The organism is Exiguobacterium sp. s131 (genome assembly GCF_018617345.1).
In the GTDB taxonomy this organism is placed as follows: Bacteria; Bacillota; Bacilli; order Exiguobacteriales; family Exiguobacteriaceae; genus Exiguobacterium; species Exiguobacterium profundum.
In genome coordinates this window covers 1,868,741-1,893,048 of the sequence record NZ_JACSJX010000001.1, presented here as the reverse complement: position 1 = coordinate 1,893,048, position 24,308 = coordinate 1,868,741, and the positions used below count along the sequence as shown (strand labels likewise).

The 24,308-nt window shown below is 42.3% G+C and carries 22 protein-coding genes and 2 pseudogenes; 12 read left to right on the top strand and 12 right to left on the bottom strand.

Going from position 1 to position 24,308, the window contains the following annotated elements:
• Positions 1-22 precede the first annotated feature (22 nt).
• The 3 genes from KNO69_RS09790 to KNO69_RS09780 form a co-directional block, all read right to left on the bottom strand.
• Positions 23-229 (bottom strand): hypothetical protein, encoded by a 207-nt coding sequence (locus tag KNO69_RS09790; protein WP_214734425.1) that lies wholly within the window; start codon positions 227-229, stop codon positions 23-25.
• Between the two features lie 42 nt (positions 230-271).
• Positions 272-1,117, bottom strand: coding sequence for a GNAT family N-acetyltransferase (locus tag KNO69_RS09785; RefSeq protein ID WP_214817582.1), 846 nt, complete (start codon positions 1,115-1,117; stop codon positions 272-274).
• Positions 1,118-1,189: 72 nt separating this feature from the next.
• Positions 1,190-2,398 (bottom strand): dicarboxylate/amino acid:cation symporter, encoded by a 1,209-nt coding sequence (locus KNO69_RS09780; RefSeq protein ID WP_251124897.1) that lies wholly within the window; start codon positions 2,396-2,398, stop codon positions 1,190-1,192.
• Positions 2,399-2,615: 217 nt separating this feature from the next.
• On the opposite strand from KNO69_RS09780, the gene zapA reads away from it, so the two are divergent.
• From zapA to KNO69_RS09745, 7 genes are all read left to right on the top strand, one after another.
• Positions 2,616-2,837: a cell division protein ZapA gene (zapA, locus tag KNO69_RS09775; protein ID WP_015881047.1), complete on the top strand. Its 222-nt coding sequence runs from the start codon at positions 2,616-2,618 to the stop codon at positions 2,835-2,837.
• An 8-nt stretch (positions 2,838-2,845) separates the two neighbouring features.
• Positions 2,846-3,382: a CvpA family protein gene (locus KNO69_RS09770; RefSeq protein ID WP_031421319.1), complete on the top strand. Its 537-nt coding sequence runs from the start codon at positions 2,846-2,848 to the stop codon at positions 3,380-3,382.
• A 67-nt stretch (positions 3,383-3,449) separates the two neighbouring features.
• Entirely contained in the window at positions 3,450-5,144 is a 1,695-nt protein-coding gene (polX, locus tag KNO69_RS09765) for a DNA polymerase/3'-5' exonuclease PolX (protein WP_214817578.1), read from the top strand.
• Between the two features lie 15 nt (positions 5,145-5,159).
• Positions 5,160-7,514, top strand: coding sequence for an endonuclease MutS2 (locus KNO69_RS09760; protein WP_214817576.1), 2,355 nt, complete (start codon positions 5,160-5,162; stop codon positions 7,512-7,514).
• Between the two features lie 12 nt (positions 7,515-7,526).
• On the top strand, positions 7,527-7,937 hold the full coding sequence (locus KNO69_RS09755) for a DUF350 domain-containing protein (protein ID WP_031421322.1): 411 nt from the start codon (positions 7,527-7,529) through the stop codon (positions 7,935-7,937).
• Positions 7,938-8,192: 255 nt separating this feature from the next.
• On the top strand, positions 8,193-9,026 hold the full coding sequence (locus KNO69_RS09750) for an EcsC family protein (RefSeq protein ID WP_214817575.1): 834 nt from the start codon (positions 8,193-8,195) through the stop codon (positions 9,024-9,026).
• A gap of 30 nt (positions 9,027-9,056) precedes the next feature.
• Positions 9,057-9,521 carry a hypothetical protein gene (locus KNO69_RS09745; protein ID WP_214811666.1) on the top strand — a complete coding sequence of 155 codons (465 nt, stop codon included), beginning with the start codon at positions 9,057-9,059 and terminating at the stop codon, positions 9,519-9,521.
• Positions 9,522-9,560: 39 nt separating this feature from the next.
• On the opposite strand, the gene KNO69_RS09740 is transcribed toward KNO69_RS09745, so the two are convergent.
• The 3 genes from KNO69_RS09740 to KNO69_RS09730 form a co-directional block, all read right to left on the bottom strand.
• The gene (locus KNO69_RS09740) at positions 9,561-9,770 is read right to left on the bottom strand and encodes a hypothetical protein (protein WP_214730727.1); all 210 of its coding nucleotides are present in this window, start codon (positions 9,768-9,770) and stop codon (positions 9,561-9,563) included.
• 23 nt (positions 9,771-9,793) lie between these two features.
• Positions 9,794-10,039, bottom strand: coding sequence for a hypothetical protein (locus KNO69_RS09735; protein ID WP_214817573.1), 246 nt, complete (start codon positions 10,037-10,039; stop codon positions 9,794-9,796).
• A gap of 123 nt (positions 10,040-10,162) precedes the next feature.
• Positions 10,163-10,300, bottom strand: a complete 138-nt coding sequence (locus KNO69_RS09730) for a transposase (RefSeq protein WP_214731134.1) — start codon at positions 10,298-10,300, stop codon at positions 10,163-10,165.
• On the opposite strand from KNO69_RS09730, the pseudogene KNO69_RS09725 reads away from it, so the two are divergent.
• Positions 10,296-10,391 (top strand): annotated as a pseudogene (locus tag KNO69_RS09725) (IS3 family transposase); the annotation flags it as partial. The gene KNO69_RS09730 and the pseudogene KNO69_RS09725 sit on opposite strands and share 5 nt — an antisense overlap.
• Before the next feature lie 489 nt (positions 10,392-10,880).
• Positions 10,881-11,153: a hypothetical protein gene (locus tag KNO69_RS09720; RefSeq protein WP_214730730.1), complete on the top strand. Its 273-nt coding sequence runs from the start codon at positions 10,881-10,883 to the stop codon at positions 11,151-11,153.
• Between the two features lie 126 nt (positions 11,154-11,279).
• On the opposite strand, the pseudogene KNO69_RS09715 reads toward KNO69_RS09720, so the two are convergent.
• The 6 genes and pseudogenes from KNO69_RS09715 to KNO69_RS09690 form a co-directional block, all read right to left on the bottom strand.
• A pseudogene (locus KNO69_RS09715) lies at positions 11,280-11,632 on the bottom strand (ISL3 family transposase).
• A gap of 13 nt (positions 11,633-11,645) precedes the next feature.
• Positions 11,646-12,173, bottom strand: coding sequence for a helix-turn-helix domain-containing protein (locus tag KNO69_RS09710; RefSeq protein WP_214782419.1), 528 nt, complete (start codon positions 12,171-12,173; stop codon positions 11,646-11,648).
• 131 nt (positions 12,174-12,304) lie between these two features.
• The gene (locus KNO69_RS09705) at positions 12,305-12,769 is read right to left on the bottom strand and encodes a hypothetical protein (RefSeq protein WP_015881057.1); all 465 of its coding nucleotides are present in this window, start codon (positions 12,767-12,769) and stop codon (positions 12,305-12,307) included.
• Positions 12,769-14,787, bottom strand: a complete 2,019-nt coding sequence (locus KNO69_RS09700) for an AAA family ATPase (RefSeq protein WP_214817565.1) — start codon at positions 14,785-14,787, stop codon at positions 12,769-12,771. Before KNO69_RS09700 ends, KNO69_RS09705 begins: the two co-directional genes overlap by 1 nt.
• 1 nt (position 14,788) lies before the next feature.
• A complete protein-coding gene (locus KNO69_RS09695) occupies positions 14,789-14,977 on the bottom strand; it encodes a hypothetical protein (protein ID WP_214782424.1) in 189 nt (62 codons plus the stop codon).
• 20 nt (positions 14,978-14,997) lie between these two features.
• Positions 14,998-16,386 carry a DNA phosphorothioation system restriction enzyme gene (locus tag KNO69_RS09690; RefSeq protein WP_214817561.1) on the bottom strand — a complete coding sequence of 463 codons (1,389 nt, stop codon included), beginning with the start codon at positions 16,384-16,386 and terminating at the stop codon, positions 14,998-15,000.
• 111 nt (positions 16,387-16,497) lie between these two features.
• On the opposite strand from KNO69_RS09690, the gene dptF reads away from it, so the two are divergent.
• From dptF to dptH, 3 genes are read left to right on the top strand one after another with little or no spacing between them, the layout of a single operon-like run.
• On the top strand, positions 16,498-18,819 hold the full coding sequence (gene dptF, locus KNO69_RS09685) for a DNA phosphorothioation-dependent restriction protein DptF (RefSeq protein ID WP_214817558.1): 2,322 nt from the start codon (positions 16,498-16,500) through the stop codon (positions 18,817-18,819).
• A gap of 22 nt (positions 18,820-18,841) precedes the next feature.
• Positions 18,842-20,251: a DNA phosphorothioation-dependent restriction protein DptG gene (gene dptG, locus KNO69_RS09680; RefSeq protein WP_214817556.1), complete on the top strand. Its 1,410-nt coding sequence runs from the start codon at positions 18,842-18,844 to the stop codon at positions 20,249-20,251.
• Positions 20,232-24,269, top strand: a complete 4,038-nt coding sequence (gene dptH, locus KNO69_RS09675; RefSeq protein ID WP_214817552.1) for a DNA phosphorothioation-dependent restriction protein DptH — start codon at positions 20,232-20,234, stop codon at positions 24,267-24,269. Before dptG ends, dptH begins: the two co-directional genes overlap by 20 nt.
• Positions 24,270-24,308 lie beyond the last annotated feature (39 nt).

The window sequence follows — 24,308 nt, the reverse complement described above, 5'->3', positions numbered from 1 at the left end:
CAGTGATCGACAAACGCGTCGATCACTTTTTTGTTGCCCGATAGACGATGAACGTCAAAAGGGCGGCACCGATGACACTGAGCCATAGCGTATCGACATTTGGGTCATCGAGCATGCTCCGGCCCCCGAGGAACACCATATAGCCGAGTATCGCGAGCGTGACAAGCGTCAATGTAGTCACTCGGACCTGTCGCGGGATACGGAGCCACCAACCAAATAATCTATTCATGAAAAATCGCCTCCTCTATTAGTATAGGGGAGGCAATGTATTTCATCTAGCGAGTCGGACCCAGGCGGAGTCCATGATTTGTTGGTAACCGACTTCCCGATAGATTTTGTTCGACGTCGGGTTCGTCAAGTCGGTGTAGAGGACGCAGAATGATTTTGTCTCGAGAAGTTGTCGGCTGAGATCTGCGACGAGACTTCGTGCATACCCCTTTCCTCGTGCACTAGGTGATGTGTAGACGAATGAAACAGTGATTCCGTTCTCTGTTGGACGTGCGCGTTTCGCACACGAGACGACCTGTCCGTCGACTTCCCAAAAGACAGCCTCTTCCCTGTCGAGCATCGTCTGTACGGCCTTCGTCACCTTCTCTGGTGGAGATGAACGGAGACCTGATTCGACTTCGAAGGCACTATACCAAGCTTCGAGCTGTGCCTGGTCGGCCATCGTCGCTTCTCGCATCCTCCCAGTCGCCATGTCGATGTCTTCCACGCTGTCGAGGCGATAAAGACCTTGGGACATGAACATCTCACTCGACCCAGACGTCAACTCCTGCCATACTTTCCCGAAACGTTCCGCTTGCTGTCGTTCCGATACGACTTCCGAGAAGGGGACTTCTTCTTTCAAAAGGTGGGGGATGATGAAAGACGGGAGAAGGTCCGAGCGCTCCTTCTTCACGATGATATAGTGAAGTGGATGCGGTGGTGTCACTTGGAGGATGGCGAGAAGCTCTCCGTCCTCTTCGACTGTGAACTGATGAAACGTTTCATAAATTCCTTGTTTGACGTTATTCAAGACGCCAATCATGAGGCTATTCTTTGCCTCCTCGTCGAGTAATGCCTTCATGACTCGGTCTGAGAAGTGATCAGGGTCTTTCCATTCCATCCATTCCATATGGTTCTCTCCTTTATTATATGTAGACAAAAACGGACAAACCTGATGGCTTGCCCGTTTATGAGTCGTTCATTATGCGATATCTTCTTGTTTCGACGACGTGTTGTCGAGAAGTTTTGTGTTGTGTTTGAAGTAATGAATGATTTTCGCGATGGCACCGTCACCCGTGACGTTTGTTGCTGTCCCGAAGCTATCTTGTGCCAAGTAGAGTGCGATGACCAAACTTTGCATCGTCGCGTCGAATTCGAGGATCGAGCCGAACAATCCGAGCGATGCCATGACGGCCCCGCCTGGTACACCTGGTGCTGCAATCATCGTCACACCGAGTGCGAGGATGAATGGAAGCATGATGGCGTAGGATAACGCCATGCCATTCAAGTACATAAGCGCGACACCGACCGATGTGAGTGTGATCGTCGACCCTGACAAGTGGATCGTTGCCGAGAGCGGGATAACGAAGTTGGCGACATCCTCGTCCGTGTTGTTCAACTTCGCTTGGCGAAGCGTGACTGGAATCGTTGCGGCCGATGATTGCGTCCCGATGGCTGTGAAGTAAGCTGGCATCATCGTCTTGAGCAACTTGAACGGATTCTCTTTGTTGAGACCACCTGCGATTGAATATTGAATCATGAGCATCGTCAAATGAAGAACGATGATTGTGACGAAGACGAGCGAGAAGACCGAGAGGATCTCAGCGACTTGACCGGCGTACGTCATGTTCATGAAAATTCCGGCGATGTGGATTGGAAGTAATGGAATAATGACTTTACTGATTAAAAGTTCGATGATATCGCGGAAATCCATGGCGAGGTCGAGTGACCGTTTGCTTTCGATCGCGGCAATCCCGATTCCGATGACGAAAGCTAAGATAAGTGCGGTCATGACACCGAATACAGGTGGAATTTCAAATTCCATGAACCCTTTCAACAAGGCTTCTTCTGGATTTTCGGCTCCTGTCGTCGACCGTGTCAAAATTTGCGGGAACAAATTGCTTGTTGCAAAGTATGCTAATGTTCCGGCGATGATGGTTGATGCGTAAGCGATGAGTGCTGTGAGTCCGACCAGCTTTCCTGCTCCTTTTCCAAGTTCCCCGATACCCGGGATGATAAAAGCAAGAATAATCAATGGAATAGCGAAGCCTAAGAACTGCCCGAAGACCGTGTTGAACGTCACGAACGTCCGAACGATCCAGTTCTGACTTTCTGGTACGATGCTCCCGAGTAAAATACCGAAAGCGATCGCGATGATGATGCGACCTAAGAGGCCAATGCGTAATTTCAAATCAATCACCCTTTCTGTTTGTTTGAATAGTTGATATTTTCGCACATTTTACGGAATGTTGCCACCTTCTCTTGCAATTTTTCTAAAGAAAGACGTTTGACAACTGTTTAGAAGGGTATTAGGAAATGTTGTACATATCAAGGGAAGGGGCTTCTCCTTTTCCTAATATAAAAACGATGTTATGATTAATTCTGACAGACGTAAAGGAGGGGTGCGCGTGCAGTTACAACGAACAACGATTCACATTGCGGGTCAAGACTATACGATCGTAAGCGAAGAACCCGCTGACCACGTGAGGGAAGTAGGCTTTTTGGTCGACAGTAAGATCCGCGAAATTCGTGAACAATCCCCTCATCTAGATGCTCGTCAGGCAGCGGTCTTGGCTGCGATTCAAATCGCGAGCGACCACGTCAAAACTAAACGAAATATGGGAGAATAAATCAATCCATGGTTACGCTACTTATACTGTTTTTCTTGTTTATCGGAATCGTCAACGGCTTCCGTCGTGGCGCGATTCTACAGCTCGGCCATTGGGTCGCGCTCATCATCAGTTTTCTCGTCGCCAATACGTACTATAAAGAGTTAGCCGAAGCGTTCAAGCTGTGGATCCCGTATCCGTCTCAGCTCGACGGGACGCTCCCGGGTGGCGTGTTGGACCTCAACTCCCTTTCAGGGATTGAGATGACATTTTATAACGTCTTTTGGTTCGTCGTCTTGTTCCTCATTACGAAACTCGTCTTGCATCTCATCTTGGCGATGCTCGACTTCTTGACGGACTTGCCCATTTTACGCCAATTAAAAGGTGTGATCGGAGCTGTCCTCGGATTCTTCGAGGCATATGTCATCACATTCTTCATCCTTTGGGTGATCGCGTTCGTGCCGATGGCGAGCGTTCAAAACGCCGTCGACAAATCGTCGCTAGCGACATATATCATTCAAGACACGCCGTATCTATCGGATTGGTTTTCAAATAAGATGTTGTGACACGACAGGCCGGAATGCAAGCTAGTGCTTGTGTCTCGGTCTTTTCTGTGTGAAGAGGGGGAAGCTTATGAATAAAGTAGAATCGATGATGTTGCTCGAAAAAATCGCGCAATACATGGAGATCAAAGGGGAGAACCCGTTTAAAATCAATGCGTTCCGCAAGGCGGCGACAGCGCTCGAGAACACGGACCTTGAACTCGAGGACATCGACGACTTGACGTCCATCTCAGGAATCGGGAAAGGGACGGCTGCAGTCCTTGAAGAGTATCGAGACACAGGACGCAGTGAAGTACTTGAAGCACTGCAAGAAGAGATTCCGTTCGGTTTGATGAAGCTCTTGAAGATTCAAGGGCTCGGCGGGAAGAAACTTGCTAAACTCCGTGAAGTCGGCGTCGTCGACTTGGAGTCGCTCATCCGTGTACTCGAAGACGGTACGGCGGCATCACTACCCGGTTTCGGGGCGAAGAGTGTTGAGAAATTGCTCGCCGCCGCGAAGAACCTCGAGTCACGTCCGGAACGATTGGCTTATGCAGTCATGCGACCAATCGTTGAAGAAATCAATGAGGTGTTAGAGAAGGAGACGCTCGTCTTGCGTCATTCGGTCGGAGGAAGCTTCCGCCGTGCCGAAGAGACGTGTAAAGACCTTGATTTCATCATTGCGACCGAGGAGCCGATTGAGCTACGTGAGAAGCTGCTCGCTTTGCCGTTCATCAACGAGGTGATTGCGGCAGGGGAGACGAAAGTCTCACTCGTCCTCGAACGTGAGGAGATGGTATCGGTCGACTTCCGTATGGTCGAGCCAGGCTCGTTCGCTGCGACGCTTCACCACTTCACGGGATCAAAAGACCACAACGTCCGCATGCGCCAACTTGCGAAGGCAAAAGGGGAGTCCATTTCCGAATATGGGGTCGAGACAGCAGACGGATTGTGGCAACCGGAAACCGAAGAAGAACTGTTCGAACGGTACGGTCTCCCATTCATCCCGCCTGAACTTCGGGAAGGGCATGCCGAGTTCGAGCACGACTTATCGAAGCTCGTCACGCTCGAGGACATCAAGGCTGACGCGCACATGCACACAGTCTGGTCGGACGGGAAGTTGACCGTCGACGAGATCGTCGTAGCGATGAAAGGTCGCGGCTATGAATGGATGGCCATCACCGACCATGGGAAGTATTTGACGTTCGTCAACGGTTTGACCGAGGAACGACTCGAGGCACAAGGTGAGGAGATCCGCGAAGCTGCAAAGACACATGAGATGAACGTGTTGCGAGGCGTCGAGATGGACATCCGTCCTGATGGGACACTCGACTATGAACCCGAGTTTTTAGAGACGCTCGACTACGTCGTCGCCTCGATCCATTCGAAGATGGACCAATCGGTCGACGAGATCATGGCACGTCTCGAGAACGCCTGTCGTTCTCCGTACGTCAACGTAATCGCCCATCCGACAGGTCGACTCATCGGTCGTCGGGACGGCTATCCAATCGACGAGGACAAGTTGATCGCACTCGCCAAAGAGACAGGGACGGCGCTCGAGTTGAACGCCAACCCGAACCGCCTCGACCTGACAGCCTCTACGCTGAAGAAGGCGAAGGCGGCGGGCGTCAAAGTGATGATCAACACGGATACGCATCACCCAGATATGATGGAAGACATGGCCCTCGGTGTGTTGCACGCACGGAAAGCCTATCTCGAACCATCGGATATTATCAACTGCTTCACGTTTGAAGACGCCAAGGCGTTCTTTGCGGCGAAGCGATAGAAAGGAACATGCTAGATGGACCACGCGTTACGCGTATTAGAATATGAAAAATTGCGCCAACAGCTTGCCGGTCACGCGGCGAGCTCGCTCGGAAAAGATTTGGCGCTGAAGATGCAACCCGACTACTCATATGACCGGGTGCTCTCGAATTTGAACGTGACGAAAGAGGCGACCGAGGTCGTTCGTCTCCGTGACCGTCTGCCGCTCGGTGGGCTTACGGATGTCCGCGCGGAAGTGAAACGGGCCGCGATTGGCTCGGTCCTCTCGACGAGCGAATTGCTCGCTGTCGCTGCCGTCATGTATGGCGGACGCCAAGTGAAGAACTTCTTCGAGAAGCTTCACGAGGATAACGAAGAGATTCGCATTCCACGTCTTGACGAGTATGCGGACAAGTTGACGAAGCTCATCGAGGTCGAACAGGCGATTCGTCATGCGATTGACGACCAAGGGACGGTCCAAGATTCCGCGAGTCCACAACTCCGTGGACTTCGGACACAGCTTCGGAGCTTTGAAGGGAGTGTCCGGTCACGTATCGACAACATCCTCCGTAACAATGCGAAGATGCTCTCGGACGCCATCGTCACAATCCGGAACGATCGCTATGTTGTACCGGTCAAACAAGAGTACCGTCAAGCGTTCGGTGGAATCGTCCATGACCAGTCGGCTTCTGGTCAGACACTCTTCATTGAGCCGCAGGCCATCGTCTCCATCAATAACGAGATTCAAGAAGTTCGTCTGAAAGAACGTGCTGAAATCGAGCGGATTCTAAGTGCTCTCTCGAACGAGGTCGGTGGGGTCCATGATGCCATCATGACGAACCTCGACGTGTTGGCCGAACTCGACTTCATCTTTGCGAAAGTCGCATACGGACAAGAGATGAAAGCGACCGAGCCAAAGTTGAACGACAATCGAGAAATCAAGTTGAAACAGGCACGTCATCCGTTCATCCCGAAAGATGAGGTCGTACCGATCACGGTCGAGCTCGGAGAAGACTACACGTCACTCGTCATCACCGGACCAAACACCGGCGGGAAAACCGTCACGTTGAAGACGATTGGACTCCTTCAATTGATGGTGCAATCAGGTCTCTACGTGCCGGCAGAGTTCGGGACAGAGCTTTCCGTGTTTGACGCGGTCTATGCCGATATCGGGGATGAGCAATCGATTGAACAGAGTCTCTCGACGTTCAGCTCGCATATGACAAACATCGTCGGCATGCTCGACAAAATCGACTTCATGTCACTCGTCCTCTTCGATGAGCTCGGTGCCGGGACGGATCCACAAGAAGGAGCTGCCCTTGCCATCGCCATCTTAGATGAAGTGAAACGCCGCGGGGCACGTGTCGCTGCGACGACGCACTACTCGGAACTAAAGGCTTACGCTTATAACCGCGAAGGTGTCATGAACGCCTCGATGGAGTTTGATATCGAATCGCTCAGCCCAACGTACCGTCTCTTGATTGGCGTACCGGGTCGCTCGAACGCCTTCGAGATCAGTCGTCGTCTCGGACTGTCTGAGCAAGTCATCGACAAGGCACGTAGCCACGTCGGTAGTGATGCCGAGTCAGTCGAATCGATGATCAATGAGCTTGAAGCAGCGAAGCAACGCGCCGAGCAGCTCGAGCAAGAGCTCATCGTCAAGCGCCATGACTTTGAAGAAGAGCAGGCCGAATTCGAAGTGAAGATGACCGAATTTGAGCGCGAACGCGACAACTTGTATAGAGCGGCCGAGGCGAAAGCCGAGAAGGCCGTCGAACAGGCGAAGCGTCAAGCGAACGAAGTCATCGACCGCTTGAAGAAGCTACGTGAGCAAGGAATCGTCAAAGAGCACGAGATTATCGCGGCGAAGAAAGAGCTCGAATCGGCAAAACCGACGCTTCAAGAGAAAAAGATTCAAAAAGTGAAACAAAAAGCCCAGCAGAAACGTACGTTCAGTAAGGGCGAAGAAGTGAAAGTGACGACGTTCAATCAAAAAGGCTACATCGTGAAACAAATCAACGACAATGAGTATAACGTCCAAGTTGGCATCATGAAAGTGAACGTCAAAGCGGACGACCTTCAGAAGATCGGTCCATCGAAAGAGAAGTCGCTTCAGTCGAAAGGGAGCTCGCTCAAACGTCAGAGCTCGACGAAGTCCGAGCTCGACCTCCGTGGCGTTCGTGTCGAAGAGGGGCTTATGCGTCTAGACAAGTATATCGATGAAGCACTCGTGTCGGGCTATGACAACGTCCGCATCATCCACGGATTAGGTACCGGAGCGATGCGTCAGGCGACACAAGAATTTTTAAAAGGACATCGTCACGTGAAGAGCCAGCGCCCGGGAGGAATGGGCGAAGGTGGACTCGGTGTCACGGTCGTCGAACTGAAGTAAGGGGAGTCGGGAATGGGTACGATTACGTTTGCCGTTATGCTGGAGTCGTTCGGCCTCTATTCGATGGCGGGACTGATGATTGTCGTCGGTCTTGCCATCTTCGAGGTGACAACGCCGTACAGCAACTGGCGTGAGATTCAAAAAGGAAATATTGCCGTCGCCTTGGCGACAGGCGGGAAGATTGTCGGTCTCGCCAACATCTTCCGGGTCGTCGAGAGCCATCATGATAGCACAATCGACATCTTCGTCGGGGGTGGTTTTGGATTTATTTTGCTCCTCGCGACATACTGGTTGTTTGAATTTTTGACACCGACACTGAAGGTGAACGATGAGATTCAACAAGGGAATATCGCCGTCGGGTTGTTGGCATTCTTGCTGTCGATTGGGGTCTCCCTTGTCGTCGGCGCGGCATTGGTGAGGTGAAGACATGGTATACGAACGATTGGCAAAGATCTTGTTCATCGGGGCCGGGCTGTTCTTAGTGGCAGCGGCACTCTGGTATATGTTTTATTGAGGGAAGAGGGAGAATCCGTTTGGGTGCTCCCTTTTTTTGATTTCAGGCACCTTGAATATAAAATATATGGGCGAAAGGAAAATATTTTACAATTCGTGTGAGGAAATCGATATACTGAAACTAGATTATGGAACGAGATACATAAGAAGGTTGAGGTGTAGGTCATGGCGAACGGGTCAGAAGTGTTTGAAGTCTTGATGACGAATGCAGTGAAATTACCTGGGGTGAAAGTAGACCGGAAAGAGTTTTTAGCTCAAAGTTTCAGTAAGTACGTGCCGGCGAGTCAGTTGGCAGAGATTGTCGAGAAGGGGCCGCTTGAGGCGAACATCCCTCTCTCAGTCATCAAAAAAGTAGCGAAGCGAAATATTACCAATCAGACGATGAAAAGTTCGAGTGCATCGTTTGCAGCCGGTCTACCTGGAGGCATCGGTCTCGCCGCAACGATTCCGGCCGATACGGCGCAATTCTTCGGTTTCGCCCTCCGTTTAGCGCAAGAAATCGGGTATTTATATGGGTACGATGACTTTTGGGAAGATGGAGAATTAGATGTCGAACGGGTGAATGGAGAATTAATTCTCTTTATAGGTGTCATGTTCGGAGTGGGCGGTGCGACGGCTACCATCAAGGCATTGTCCGCACAATTATCGAAAGAAGCTTTGAAAAAAATCCCGAACAAAGCGCTGATGAAAACAGTGTACTATCCAATCATCAAGAAAATGTCGGCGATGATCGGGGTGAAGATGACGAAAGATACGTTCGCCAAAGGGATCTCAAAGATGATCCCACTCGCAGGTGGTGTCATTTCAGGAGGAATCACGTACTCATCGATGACGAAGATGGGCAATCGTCTCATGCATGCGCTTGAAGAAGGAGTCAACATGACGGAAGCGGAGTTTATTGAAAGTGTGGAAGAAGTGAAACGAGAGAACCTTGAGATTATCGAAGGGGAATTCATAGAAATCGAAGAGATTTTACGTCAAGAAGGGGAAATCATATAACAAGTTGTTGTGTTTTTAAGGGGGGATCTCATGAAACTAGATTTACACTACTTGATGTCGACCGAGCGCTACGTACTCGACATGGAATCGTTTCAGATGAAGGATGAGGCGTATTACCCGTTAGAGTGGACGTTTTATGGAGCGGTGAATCCGACGATGCTCCTTACATGGGATGCCGAGCGCGACCGCATCCGAATTCGCTTCGAACAGTACGCCGTCTTTTTAGGGACACAAGAAGAGCACGGAATGAAAGAAGATGGGTTATGGAACGAGCATCCGATTGTAAAACTGTCCGCATCACGCCTGATGTCATTCGCCAGTGAACGGATGGCGATTCATCCGGTGAACCGTAACCGTGGCGCGCTCGCGCATTATGTCATCCGTACAATCGAGCAGGAGTTTCATGTGTTGGCGTATGAAGACCCGACCGTAGAAGATTTAGGAAAAGTCGGGGACACGGGAGTACGTGTCGAAATTGTGGAAGAAGCCGAATGAAAAACAACGTCGCCTCTAATCGGGGCGACGTTGTTTAGTTTACGGCACGTCAATTTTGACGGTATACACTTTCGGCATGGCGCTGCTTGACGCATACAAGACGAGCGTCTTCTCTTTTTCTGGGACGAGGAAGACCAAATCGATTTCAGATTTCTCGCCTGTGAAATAACGAAAACCGTTCTTGAACTCTTTTTTGTTGTGGTTGACCATATCGACTGGACTATATTTTGTCCCGTCTGGTGTGTACATACGGAATCCGTTTGGACGATATTCTATATAACCACCTTGACCGTCATCTGAATGGAAGAGGGAGAGCGGGAGCGCTCCCCATCTTTCGGTTCGGTCCCATCCGGCGAAGGGGAGACGGGCTGTCCGACTTGGAACTCACGTTTCTTCATTTGTGGATCCCCAATATACGTTTGGAACGTGCCAAGGTTCATGATTTTTTGAAGGTCATCTTCTTTCGGTGTGGTGGCTTTGGCTTCTTTCGGTTTATCTGCTTGTGAACTACTCGCCACTTATTTGCTTCGCAAATTGAAGGGAGAGCTTCTTGGGAAGACCGTGCTATTACCAGCCACGGTTATGGACCAAGCTCGTCGGGTGGTTCCCACCCTGCAGGAATTCGTTTTAGTTTGCCAACATCAACAGATTGATGCTCGCGTTGATGTCACGGTCATGATGCGCGCCATAATGACTTGGTTCTTGTCAACGATCCGTCTCGACAGTTTGTGAAGGAAGTCCTTGCGTTGATTGGCCATCTTTTCGTGTTTCTTGGCCATCGAGACCTACATATTGTTTTACAACCATGTTCGTCTTCAGAAACGACTAAATGACTTGAGCCCAGTCGAATACAGATCTCAAGCCGCCTAGGCTGGTTTTCATTATTTGCCCTGTCTACTTGACGGGGAGCAGTTCAAAAGTAAGCGTCAGATAGTGAATATGTTGGTTCTTATAAAAGAAAGAGTCTAGGTTTTGTCCCAGCCTCTTCATTTATGCAAATTGTGTTGAATTGTTCAGCGCACAGGTACCGTTTCATCATATGATTTATTTTATAAAGAAAAGTAGCAAAAGCCCTTACCTTATTGTGTTCTTTATCACATTTGTAACATCATTAGTTGAGGCAGTGTTTTTTCTGTTAGGGAAAGTATCATACGGAAATGGGTGGAATGTCTTTTGGACATTTCAGATTGTAAAAATAGGATGATTTAACCGTGGATTACATTTATGAAGTGGACACCCTGTCCCTTTCTTATATTTTTGGTAAGCGCTATAATTAACTATATCTTGAATTCGGGATATACTAATTTTTCATTTCATTTAAAACATAATAGGGATCAAAATTAAATTAATTATGAGGAGATGATTACTCTGGAATGGCAGACTTGGCTACTTATCTCGGTTATCGGGTTTACGTTTTATTTGTACGCAGAAGTTCGTGACCTTCGGATGCGCTTGCGTCAACTTGAGAAGACGAATTATCCTTCTCCACAAGAATTCAGTCCGGAGTTGAATCAAGAGCTAGCTGAATTAGTAAGACAAGGGAAAAAAGTACAAGCCGTCAAGCGCGTTCGAGAAGAACACGGCTGGACGCTACTTGACGCCAAACAGGCAGTAGACCGATATGAAGAATAAAAGTAAGTGTCAAATAGAAAACACGTTGTTACACGTATTAAAGAAAATGCCCTGTAAAATCAGTAAGTTGATTTTACAGGGCATTTCTATTTTTTTGGCTCATCACCATAACTCGTGGTTGCTATTTTAACGACCGATTTCCAGATACAACCTTAAAAAGAACCGTTCAAGGTTTCGATAGCCATAACCACGGCGTTTGATGAGCTTGATTTTGTTGTTCCTTCCGTCTTTCCGTTCGATAGACTGGACACGATTGTTCGACGCATCGCTTCCTCTCGGTTCTGGATCGATTTCGCGATCTTCGCCAGAGGCTCGCAAGGATGAGACTGATAACGATCCAACCAATCGGTCAGTCGACGTTTCGCCTCGTTCAAAAAACGACGCCGGCGGCAAAGGGCGTCCGTGAAGAACTGGATGAGATGGAAACGATCTAGCACATGTTTCGCATCCGGGAAGACATGTGCGACGGCCTTCGCCATCGCCGGTGCAAAGTCACTGACGACAGAACGGATGTTTCCGGCTATGCCTTGGAGTGCAGCTGTGATGTCCTTTTCTTTTGGCGAACTCGTCGATGAGGACGTCTGTCGTATGCTTCACTGTCTTTACTGAGGCGTACCGATAAAACCATCGTTCTACCGTCGTGTAAGGTAATCCGTATTCACGCGCGACATCTGAGATTGTCCTACCATGGCAACGTTCTGCGATGCCTTTCAGGAACACCTCGGTGGAGGTGCGGACGAGCCCGAGACCGTAGTCATACACGAACGTCAAATCACAAGAGAAGCATCTTTGACGTGGGACATCCAGCTCAATCCAGAGTATACCGACGTTCCATGCGTGACCGTGTCGGAAGCGACATCGCCCTTTCGAATGCAGGACTGTCTTTCTCTGACAAAGCGGGCAAGGGATGTCGTGTCGATCCGGAATGACCGAGAAAACGTTCGGTTCTTCGTCTGAAGACATCTGGATTTGAAAAAGGTCTGGAAGTGGAAGAAGTAATTTGATAAACTGTTGGGACAAAGCGAAAACTCCAATCGTGGTTTGTCTAGGCAACAATTACGATACCGGGGTTTTCGCTTTTTTCTATGTTCAATTCAAATCCGATGGATTTTATGTGTCAACCACACCTTATGGTGATGAGCCAATTTTTATTAATTAAATGGAAGTTCATTGATTAAATCTTCGGTATTGAATTCTTTTTGTTCATATTTAAGCATTAAATCTAAGTAAGCATTTTGCGCCGACTCAGGGTCGGTTAAGAACATTTCTAACTCTTGATAAAGAGCGTCTAATCCGCCAGCAGCGTATTCCTCGATAATATCATAGTTCTCGAGTGTCACATCTGACTCATCTTCAGAATCATTCTCGATTGAAAAACGTTCAAATGTATTTTCTAAATGCATGATCAATTTCATGAATTGCAAATCTTGTTCTGAAAAAATGCCAAGTAAAATTTCAGGACCGGGTTTTACTTTTTTTCTTCGTTCATTGCTATAACCAAACAATAATGCTGCCATGAAAGCATCTTTATAGGTTTCAAAAAGTTGAGCGTCTTCTTTTAACGCTGTATACATATGATCTTGTGTACTATCTCGACGCACGGAACGCTTTGCCATTACATTACCTCCATAATTTCCGTATATTCCCCAATGCCTTCATTTGTATGGTTGAGTAATTTATATGATTTTCCAATCCGATGATTAATGGCTTCATCCACTTCTCCACGCCATTGTGAAGTAGATACAATTACAACAATTTGATCTGATAATTTTGGTAAATTTGTTGCAACGCGAGAACGATGGTCTGCATCGAGTGCTCCAAACGGAGAATCCATTACAAGTGGAAAAATATTTCCGAGTTTTAAATCTTCATCTAACGCGTGACCTTTTTCTTTGTCTTTGTACTCCCTAGTTAAATCTACAATAGCACCGATGAAAGCAAGACTTGTAATCTGTGATTCTCCCTGAGATAAACCGATACTTCCTCCGTTTACATCTGAAACGAGAAGCTCGTAATTATCAGTAAGTGAGATTGGATAGTCTTTTCGTAATAACTGAGAATAGGTTAGTTTGATTTTTTCTTCTAATTCGGTTTTTACTTGGGATTCTCTGAGCTTCAAAAGCCCAATCAAAGTGTTTTTCACTTTCGTAGCGGACCCTAGAGCAAGTTGAAGTTTTAATTGTCTTTCTTCTGCTTTGGTCAGTTTACTGACCTCTTTATTTAATAACTCTTCTTCTTTTGAAATTTCCTCAATTGATCGAAGTAAACTTTCTATAGCAGCCTCAGCTTTAACGATTGCAGTTCGAATCGAGGATTCTCTTTCGATTAAATTGGATGAATTTTCGATATTGCGTGAACTTGCTTTCATGCGTTCCTCAATTTCTCGTAACTCGTCTTCCAATCCTCTAAGGTTTTCTCTCAATTCTTCACGTTCACTAACGAGTCGTCTGATTTCTGTGTAAAAATGGCTTCTAGCAACTTCCCAACCACTTAAGCGGAAATAAAGTTGATCCATTTCATTTTTTGAACTCGATAAATTTAAGACCTCTTGCTGAACTTTTTCTAATGATGCAATTGATGTTGTCTCAAGTTCTTGTCCACACAAACATTTCCCTTTCGACATTAAAGAAGGAATCAAATCAGGATGAATCAATTTTTCAATTGAATCCTGGTCATTTGTAGATCCAATGCGCTGGAATCTTTTCATTGGTAAGGTTGAAAAAGCTAAGTGACTTGAGCGGGAAAGTAGGATTCTCAACTCATTTAATTTCTCATCGAATACATTTTTCGTTTCTTTAATTGATTCTACTAAGTGATCACGTGTGACTTGAAAGGTTCTCGTTTCTTCACCGTTACGTAAAGCATTTTCAATACTTTTCAATTCACTTTGGGCAGCCGAAAGTTCTTGTCTTGTTTCAGTAAGTTGCTGTTTCTTCTTTATTTTTTCATCTTCAAGTTGATTTATGCGTAAGTACTTGTCGCTCAATTCACTTTTTACATTTTTAGATACTTCATCGCGAAGTTTAATTATAGTTTTACTTAAATGTTCAATAGAGTTATCGAATAACTCCAATCCCATCATTCTCTTAATGGAATCACGAATTTCCGAATAGGCTTCTTTCTTTCCTAAATGGTCCATTCGTTCACCGTCAAAGAAGAAGAACGTATGCAATTTATACGGTAAAATGCGATTAATTTCGTATGAGATATCTCTAATTTTAGTAGATTGATTTGTAGCTACATTCCGTTTAGTCAATTCAACTTTTTGATTGATTGTTTTATTCTTTGGCAAATTAAGAATATTGTGCTCAGAATCAAACTTCGCGTATAACATACGACGTAGTTCGTATTCATAATCGTTATGTTCAAATTTAATTTGTACCGCTGTGATTAAGTCATTTTTATTGTTTGTGTTTTCTTGAACAGCTTTATTATTAAAAATAGACTCAGGATTCGGTAATTTAAGTTCTCGTCCATAAAATCCCCAAATCAAAGCTGTAAGTAATGCTGTTTTACCGCTTCCGTTTTCACCGTGGATGACAGTAACATTTTTACTTGATCCGTGTGCAAATTCAATCGTATTCTGCCCATAATATTGACGGAAGTTTTCAATGATTACTTGCTTGAGAATCATGTCAGATAAACTCCTTTTTGATTAATTTAGAAAATTCATCAGGTAATTGCGCAGCAGTGAATGAACCCTCTTTATCTAAATAGTCTTTTTCTAAGCGAATGATATTTTGTAGAATTTGTTGTTCTGTTTCGGATAACTCGCTTAACAGTGCATATACATCATTTTCGCTGCTTGAATGGTTTTGACTCATCATGTTCACCTCTCAATTGGTTATAAATCGACTAGATTAAATGCTTCTTTTATAGGATTTAAAACTTGTAGTGCTTGGTAATGATTTTCAGATATTGATGCGAACTCATTTACCCTTTTTAACTCATTCATCAATAACCGGCGTTCAATATTAAATTCTTTGTCTGTTAGTAAATCAATTTCTGTCAAAGGACGTGGAATGACAATGTAATCATGAATATACGCATATTCTTTTCCAGGATGTTTACGTAAAATTCGTCCACGACGTTGAATGAACTCTTTTGGATTGGTTGTGCTAGCCAAAATATAAGCAGTCTCTGCAGAAGGAACATCTACTCCTTCATCTAGACATCGGATAGCAACAAGCGCTTGAATCGCATTCTCTGAAAATTCCTTTAACAGAATCTGTCGAAGTTCTTTCGATTCAGTTGAGGTAAAAGTTTTCGCTGATATGTTTAAATCTTCGCTTAAAAATTGTGCAATATGATCTACATGGCGTTGGTTCTCTATAGAATGGTCTCCGCAATATACTATAGTGTGGTCAAGAGTTTCTTGCATACCCAGTTGTTTCTTTAACAAAATATCTTTTTGCTGAGCTGAATTAATTAATCGAGCGCGCTTAATTAACAACATTTCAAGTAGCCCAGTAGTACTTCCGGTCGATTCAATTGATTGTTGGTCAGATAGATTAACTAATTTTGATATCTTATTCGTAAGCTCATGATAAATTTCCAGTTCATCTTCTGTGAGGGAGACTAGGTGTGGGTAGTAATAATACTTTGTTAAAAACCCTTTTTTAATTGCTTCTTCCAAAGTAAACTTATATATTGACCCACCAAAATAATTTAATAACTGTTCGGTTCCGCTACCATCATGGTGCCGTATTGGAGTTGCACTAAGTGCTAATCGATTTTTAAAAGCTGTAGGAAGCGATTGAAGCGACTGCTTTGTACCCAAATTATGCGCCTCATCGGCAACAATCATTCCGCCATCCGTAATTCGAGTAAGTTGAGCTTGGAAATTAGCATTTTTAAATGTGCTATTCGTAGTGATTACACACATAAAATTTTGTATTTTAAAATTATATTGAGTGATTTTTCCGGATAGAATTGATGTCCATTGAGATTTTGAACCATAGCATAGAACTGGATTCATCCCAAAGGATTCAGCATCCTTCGCCCATTGATCTACTAAATGTTGATAAGGACATAAAATGATGATTGCTAACCGATTCGTTTCTTCATACCGTTTTGTTATGGCTGTGAGAGCGGTTAATGTTTTTCCAGTACCCGTAGCCATCTCTAGTAAACCGCGGTAGTCGTTTTCAGACCACTTTTGTATAGCTTCCAATTGATAGTCTCGTGGAGTGAACCATTTTGGTAAAGAAGGGAATAGAATTCTTGAATCCATATAATAGCTCCTTTATCATATATAGGAGTAGGTAAAACCTACCATATACCCTTATTATAGATATAATAAAGAATATAGTTAATAAAAAAGTTATCAAGGTGATTGAAAGGAATGAATAACATGGAATACTTTTTCTCATTTCTAAAACAAATTAATCCAAAAGCGGAAGAGTTGGCCCAGATTGTAGAAGATAAATATTATTCTAAAGAAACAGACTTTGCTCTTCTAAATGCCAGAAAAATGATTGAAGCAATCGTGAATGAATGGCTAGAAGTAAGTGGTTTGCAAAATACATACAACTTAAATGATAACATTCGTTTGTTACAGTCTGAAGAAATCATCGACCGCGAATTGGCTTCGGATCTTCATTACGTTCGAAGAAACGGAAACAGTGCTGCACATGAATTGTTCACTAAAGAGGCGCATGAAATTCTACCGAAAATCTGGTCGAGTTTATATAACATTGTTGAGTCTTATGTCCTTAGTTATGAAAACCCACCATCTATACCTAGATACGCTCCACCGACTCATCCAGCTGAAAAGAAAAGTGATCGAGGGCATGATGATATCTTAAAAATTTTGGAAGCGCAACTAGAAGAAAAATTAAAAGCACTCAGTTCTGCACCAACAAAAGAAGATCCTACTGAAAAAACAATCGTGGGAGAGAAAAAAGAAACAAATAAGCTATTTGATTTCTTACCTCCAATTGAAACAGATGGCGAAAGCTATTTGTATAACCTGATGTCAAGATTAAATGAATCTTCAAAAGAGGCGGTTGAAAGTGCAGAACTCCCATTGAGTTCATTAAAGCAGTATTTACACGTAGAACGCCCGATCGAAAAGAAATTAATTCAGATGCTTCAGCAACCTGCCCAAAAACGATTAACACTATTAATTGGTAGTGTAGGGGATGGAAAATCGCATATTCTTTCACATCTTCAATCGGCAGAACCTGAACTGATGAATCGATATAAAAATAAAATTTGGAATGATGCGACAGAAAGTCTTTCTCCTCGTAAGACTGCAATGGAGACTTTACTTGAAAAATTAATTCCATTTTCCGATCAGCACCTGAATGAAGGTTCGGAAGAGTTTGTACTGGCGATCAACTTAGGGGTATTACATAAATTTATATATGACTTCGTGAGTTCATTCGATAATCATTACACGTTCAATTCATTGATTTCATATATTGAGCAATCAGGTATTTTTGAGAATGAGATCTCCCAAGCAACGCAACATGATCATTTTTCCATGGTCAGTTTCTCAGATTATCCAATGTATGAACTTACTAAAGGCGGCGTAGAATCGAATTTCTTAATGGGTATTCTATCAAAAATGTTCGATCAAAATGAAGAAAACCCATTTTATTTGGCCTATCAAGAAGATGTAAAGAGAGGTATCGATTCGATTATCCATCGCAATTTTTTACTTATGGGTAATCAACAAGTGAAACGCAACTTCGTAAACATCATCGCAAGTTCTCTTTTAAAAGAAAAAGCAGTTTTATCTATGCGCCAATTTTTTAACTTAATATACGAAATTATGATTCCAGGAAATTGGACAAATATTAGTAAACAAAAAATTGTACTTGAGACGTTACTTATACATGGCCTTCATCAAAAAATATTTACAGCTCAGAATGACTCACCTATATCAATCATGCTAAGAAATGAAGATCCGGTTGCTTCTCGTTCCAAAGAGATAGATGAAATCATTCTTCAAATCAATTTAGAGTCAGATGTGAGTGGATTTATCTCTAGATTTGACGAATTGACTCGTCAAACATATGAACTTGATTTATTAGATCGTGAATTGGTTAAAGAGTACACACAATCATTACTAAGACTGCTCTATTTGTCTAACCCGAGAGAAATGAATATTACACAGACAACTATTGAATCATTCTCAAAATATCTATTTGCTTATTACACTGGTCAAAAATATGAACTTAAAACTCTCTACGAGAAATTTGAGAATGCACTTATGTTATGGTTTGGATTTAAAAAAGATCAAAAAAATTATTTGTTTGATTCGAATGCAAAATTTTCAAAGCGTTATCGTATAGCAAAGCCAGTTAGTTTTACATTGGATCCAATCAGTATGGCGATAAAAAATGAAGAGCAAGTGGTTCAATTTAGAAACTCTTTATTTATTCAATTTGTAGTGGGTGAGCGCAAACAAAGAATTAAGCTAGAAATCGATTATAAGATGTTCAGTTTAATTTCAAAAATAGATAAAGGATATCAACCTTCTAAGATTGATTTCGACGATGCCATTCGATTCAGTGAATTCGCAAATGCGATTCGTACACATAATACAAATAACGAAGAAGTGTTGATTTATGTTGTCCAAACTGGAGAAACCTTCGTTTTAAAACAAGAAGCAGATCCATTTAGTAATGAAGAAAAAATCGTATTTAGTAAATTGTAAGTTGTGAAAGCGGGTGTAAATAATGAGATTACTACCAGAGAAAATTTTCGATGAAAAACAAGTTATTGTCTTAGACAAAAGTCGGAAAAAAATAACGAAGCGACAAACTTCGAATTTTTATCAAATACTCCCTTTCACAACAGGAAAGAGCGATTCAATTAAAAACGCTCTTTCCGATTGGGAAAAGGAAATCGGTGCTTATTCTAGAAGACTTCTGAATGTAGAACTGTCAGCTAAGTCTTTCAATACGGATTATCTGTTAGAAGGTGTACTAGAGCGAGTCGAGAATCAACCTGAGCATGAAGATGAAATTCATACTTTCTTTAGTGAATTACTGTTACAACGGGATGGAGGCTTGAACGTTACTCATCCAAGTATGTTCATGTACATCCAAGGCAATCCTGCAACGAAAAAGAAGTTGGGTACTTTTCTAGCGGATTTGACGCAAAATGCGTTAGACGAAGGAGAAATCGAAAAGATTAAACAGGTTTTTAAAGCAGGCCAAAATGAAACTCTGTTAGACAAGATGATTGTAAATTTATTACCGAGTCTAACGAACAAAGAATATAAAGCCGAGCATGCTCTTTATTCTTCATTACCAATAAAACTATTAGGAGAAGATTTTGTCTATTTAGCTGAGCATCCTCAATACTTTTTGAAAGAAATTAATAATTTATTTAAGTATTACCTACACTATATTGTTTCTCAAACAACAGTGAAAATTAATAACTTTGAGACGTCTAACTGGAACCATCCATCGAAAATGTACTACACAATTCATAACGAGACGACTGTTACTTCAAGAAGAAAAACGATGAACTCGGGGATGGGACTGTTGACGAGTGCGAGTGAAAATTTATTTGTTCATGAGTTGACGATGGCTCAGTTGAGTTGTAACTCTGTTAACCAATCATTAGAGAATGAGAAATCAAAAATCATGACATATGATGAAATTTTTCAACATTTCACTATGCTTAGTGATATAGATCAGGTTCAATTTTTGAAAGATATTGATTTGCAAACTGAACGAATTCTTACTTATGCAGGTTTAGAGAGCAATGTGAATGATAGTCAAACTTTCAACGAAGCAGCTAAACAACTATTCAATGCGATGAAACTGACGACTCCGAAAGAAGCGCAGTCTCGTTATGGAGATCATGCAAAAAATATTGCTAAATCGCACTTTACAAAGCGTCGTGGGCGTCTTGGATATGTATTGTCTCTGAACCAGGAGATGTTAATTCTGATGTGCGCTGTGAGTTGTAAAAATGACCGAATTACATTTGTAGAACTATTAGAAAGATTAAGTAAAAGAGGCATCAACTTTGATAACGAATCATCAACTGCCCTTTTACAACTACTAGAAAAAATTAATGTTATCGATAAGAAGAGCGATAGTGGGGAGGCGCAGTATGTCAAACCAATTTTATGAGTATGTAACGAAAAAAATAAATGGCCATTTTTTAGTAAATACGCCTAAGCCTGGAGATAAGTATTATTTGCAACTCGAAGAAGAGGGCCATGTTCAATATTTAAAGGAATATCTCGAGAAGGAAGCAAAAGATCAGGTTAAAGCTTTTGAATATAAATTAAACGGAGTTACTGAATATGAAACGTTTACGATTGACTACGGGACAAGTGAGTTAATCATTGCTACTCAAAGCGAAGGAATTCAACCTGACTTCTTCGTTAAACTTCGAAATTTAGTTAGTGAACAAGAAGCTGAAGGTTTAAATCGCTCATTGCTTGTTATTTATCACGGGCAACTTGATAGTATTGATGGTGGTGGAGCAAATCTTCAAAAAGAAGGGATGCCGTTAAATCCTCAAAAGATTTTAGAAGAACTTAAGCATGAATTGAAGCAGATGTCGGACAATAAAGGCGCATTGGTTGAAGTGATTAATTTTCACTTGAAGGAAATCGAAGAAGAGTTCAACTCATTTAAAGGAGTATCATTCTTTGATTTTGAAGAAATTCTTTCTCTCATGCAAAAAACAGAACTTTCAAAGAAAGATTTTCTAAAGTTAAGGTTCTTCCACGACCAGGAGCTTGATTCGTTTATCCAAACGTCATCCAAAAAAGAGATTCGTGAACGACTTCGTGAGAACCGAGATTTATATGAATTTGTACAAGAGAGTCATTTTAATGAAACGACTGAGGCGCAATTGCCGAAAAAGTTTAACGAGCAAGGTGTCAATAAACTTAAACATGATCATTGGAATGAATTAACATTGCAAGAAGTAATTAAACTCAAAGCAGAAAAGAATAAAAAAGTATTTGAGCTTGATGAAGTTACAAAAGTTAATGAGCATTCCTCGGTAGTGGTTTGGGATCGGCCACATAAAATGACAAAGACAGGAAAACGCATACGTTACATTGCAATTTTTAATCCTTCTCATGAAAGAGAAATTAATCTAAAGTTTAAATATCTTATTGAGGGTAAAGGTGTTCGGAAAAGCTTAGAACAGTCGCAAGTCAAAATTGAGTATTGTAATCCTTTACTTGAAGTAAATTCAAATGTGAAGACAAACAATCTTTATTTGACACTAACTTCAAATCAAGTTCAAAATACTGCGCAATGTACTGTAAAGTACAAAGTAAAAAATGAAAGTACATTATATTCAGAACTAAATATTATGATTTTCCCATTCTCTAATGAAGTTCTTAAGGATTATGCGGGAACTTATGAAGTGAAGCGTTTAACTGGGAACGGTACCGAGTATTTGACACTAGGCAATAAAGAAGGTGAATTACGCTTAGGTGACGGCTCACAAGAACCCATTTACCAAGATCAAGCTCTCGTTAAAGTATCCGAGGAGCCTAATATTACGTATCACTTTGATCAGGATTTGTTTGAAGACGATCAGTTTATGCAGCTAGTTGTTGGAGAGTCGCAACCGATTAATATTAAATTAAGTGTCGATGCATCAAAACCGCATCCGATTCCGAATATACGGTTGTATAAAGAAAAACGTGAGAAGCGAGCATCAATTGTACTGAGTGCGGATGAGAAATTGATTTTGAAGAATCAAATTTACTATCCCCAAAACGAGTATAAAGACTTCTTGGACTACGAAATGGAATGGGTCAATCAAAGTATGCAAACTGCTGTTCTTTCGGCAGGCGTCCTCAGTCCTATTGAATTGGAGTTTAAAGCATATTATGAATTAAGAGAAGCGTATAATCTGTTCTTAAACCACTTCAAAATTAAAAAAACTGTACCCATGTTGGCTTACTGGGATGATGAATACAAACGAGTTGCTTTAAATTATGTTCAAGCGTATGTAAAAGCGATTGAATCGATTCAAGAAGCAGATCGATTGTTTGAAGTGGGGCATTCAATCTTAAAATTAGGTGTCTTATATAATCAAAAAGAGCAAATTGTTTACTTTACTCCATTCCATCCGATTAATGTTGCATTTCAATTAGAGCTTAATACGCAACTTGGAGAAGAGGAGATCTCGGAAAGTGTACTGAAACGTCTACGAGCCGATGCATTAGCCCCATATCTATGGTTTGAAGGTAAAGCTTACAAGGCAGAATCCCAATCAGATTTGCCAGAGTGGATGGTGTATCGAGTAAAAGAAGAGGTTGTCGTGGCTGAAGCGGACCGCTTTTTATCTGAAGTAGTCAAAGAAAAGTTAAATCAGTTTGTCGATCATTTTACGTCACTCTTTAATCAGACAAATCAAATCGCTAGAGCACCACTTTATTTAAATGTAATTGAAATTCGTAATGATGAGATGGTACTGAAAGGTATAGTTGAATGGGTGTTCCGTCAATTAAAGAATAGTTATGAGAAAAATCGAGATATAGTAATCCCCGTAGAAGTGAAACTTTATTCCGATTCAGGTCGATATCGAAGTGCTTTCGATCAATTTGCTGCAAAAGATTTCATGGAAGATGACTGGGAGCAGTTCGAATATCTGTACACACTCATTCCGAAAAACTTCATTCTCTCCCCGCAAGAAGTAGCGGAGAAAATTCAGTCGCTGATTAATCACTACCACATTCAAAATAAATCTTCTAATGATTTTGAATATGCTCATATTAGTTTCTATAAGATGAGTGGTGAAGAACAAGTCATCACAGACAAAATGGAGTATATCAAGAGTGGTAATGCCATGAATGGTTTGTATTCGACACTTGCACCGACAGTCAAAGATGGTCAGTTTAGTATGGGGTTTGGTCTTCGAGGTTATGCAATTGAGGAAGAAGACTTGTTATTACGATGTGCCAAATCATTTAATGAATTGAACGTACACATGAAAGATAACGGGAGTAGCTCATTTGCACATGGCGTAACAGCACTAGCTAGTATTACAGATGCACGCGATAGTTATAAGTTACAAAATATTTATGAAAGTTCACACTGGGTTACATTAATCGAACCTACTGTCGACTTAGGCTATTTTTCTTCTAAGCAAGGAAACCCGGATAATGAATTGATTATCATTCATTATAATGATCAATCTTCCTCTTACCGATATGATGCTATTACAGTTACGAAGAAAACAGCACAATATCAGGCAGTGATTAAAGATTATTTGAATCATGAAAAACCGGATTTGAATACAGATGAGAGTATTAAAGAAATCATTCAAACGTTCAATGTAATCAACGGAGAATGGCTACTCTCAATGATTCAACAAGGTTTAAGTAATGAAACAGCTCGTAACGTGCATAAGAGTCGTGAAAAATTCAGCTTATTGGCAGCCGTTAAATATTCATTGGCGATGTTTTCAACCGATGATATTACTTGGGTTCCAATCTCTCTTGAGGAAATTTTACGAGTGGCGAAAGCAATTGGGTTAAACCACGCGAATTCACCTTTCACTGTGAAAGCGTTAGGTAAGTCAGGTAGTTACTCAGATGATTTACTGTTGATTGGGATGCAGGAAACGGACGGTAAGTTAAAAATGCACTTCTATCCAATTGAAGTAAAAATCGGTAGAAACTTGAGTAATGTCATAGATAAAGCTAGAAACCAAGTTGTTCGAACGAAAGCTCTCTTTGATTTAGAATTAGGTGTGGGGGAGGCAGAAACTACATTCTCTCAACAGTACTATCGTATGTTCTTTGCACATCTTTTCTTAGCAAATGCTAAAAAACTATTTGAAGGAAAATTGTGGATCGAGAGAGAACAAAATTATGACTTTGAACAGGAAAGACTTTCCGTTATCGAAAGACTGATGAAGGGCGATTATGAAATTTCGAATGAATTAACCGAGTACTTTAATAAAGGTGTTGTCGTTTCATTTAGAACAGAAGAAACAACTTCGTTTATTGAACGCGTTGAAGACGATATTCTGTTGCTTAATTTACCAGAGCAGTATGGTATAAGTGGTGGATCGTATTCGATTGAAGAAATCCGACAATCTATTATAGATGGCAAAAAGGATATTCCAAGAGAAGAAATGCTTGAAACCTTCAAAATTAATAATATTTAAACGTAAACGACCGGCTTAAATTTAATTTAAGCCGGTCGT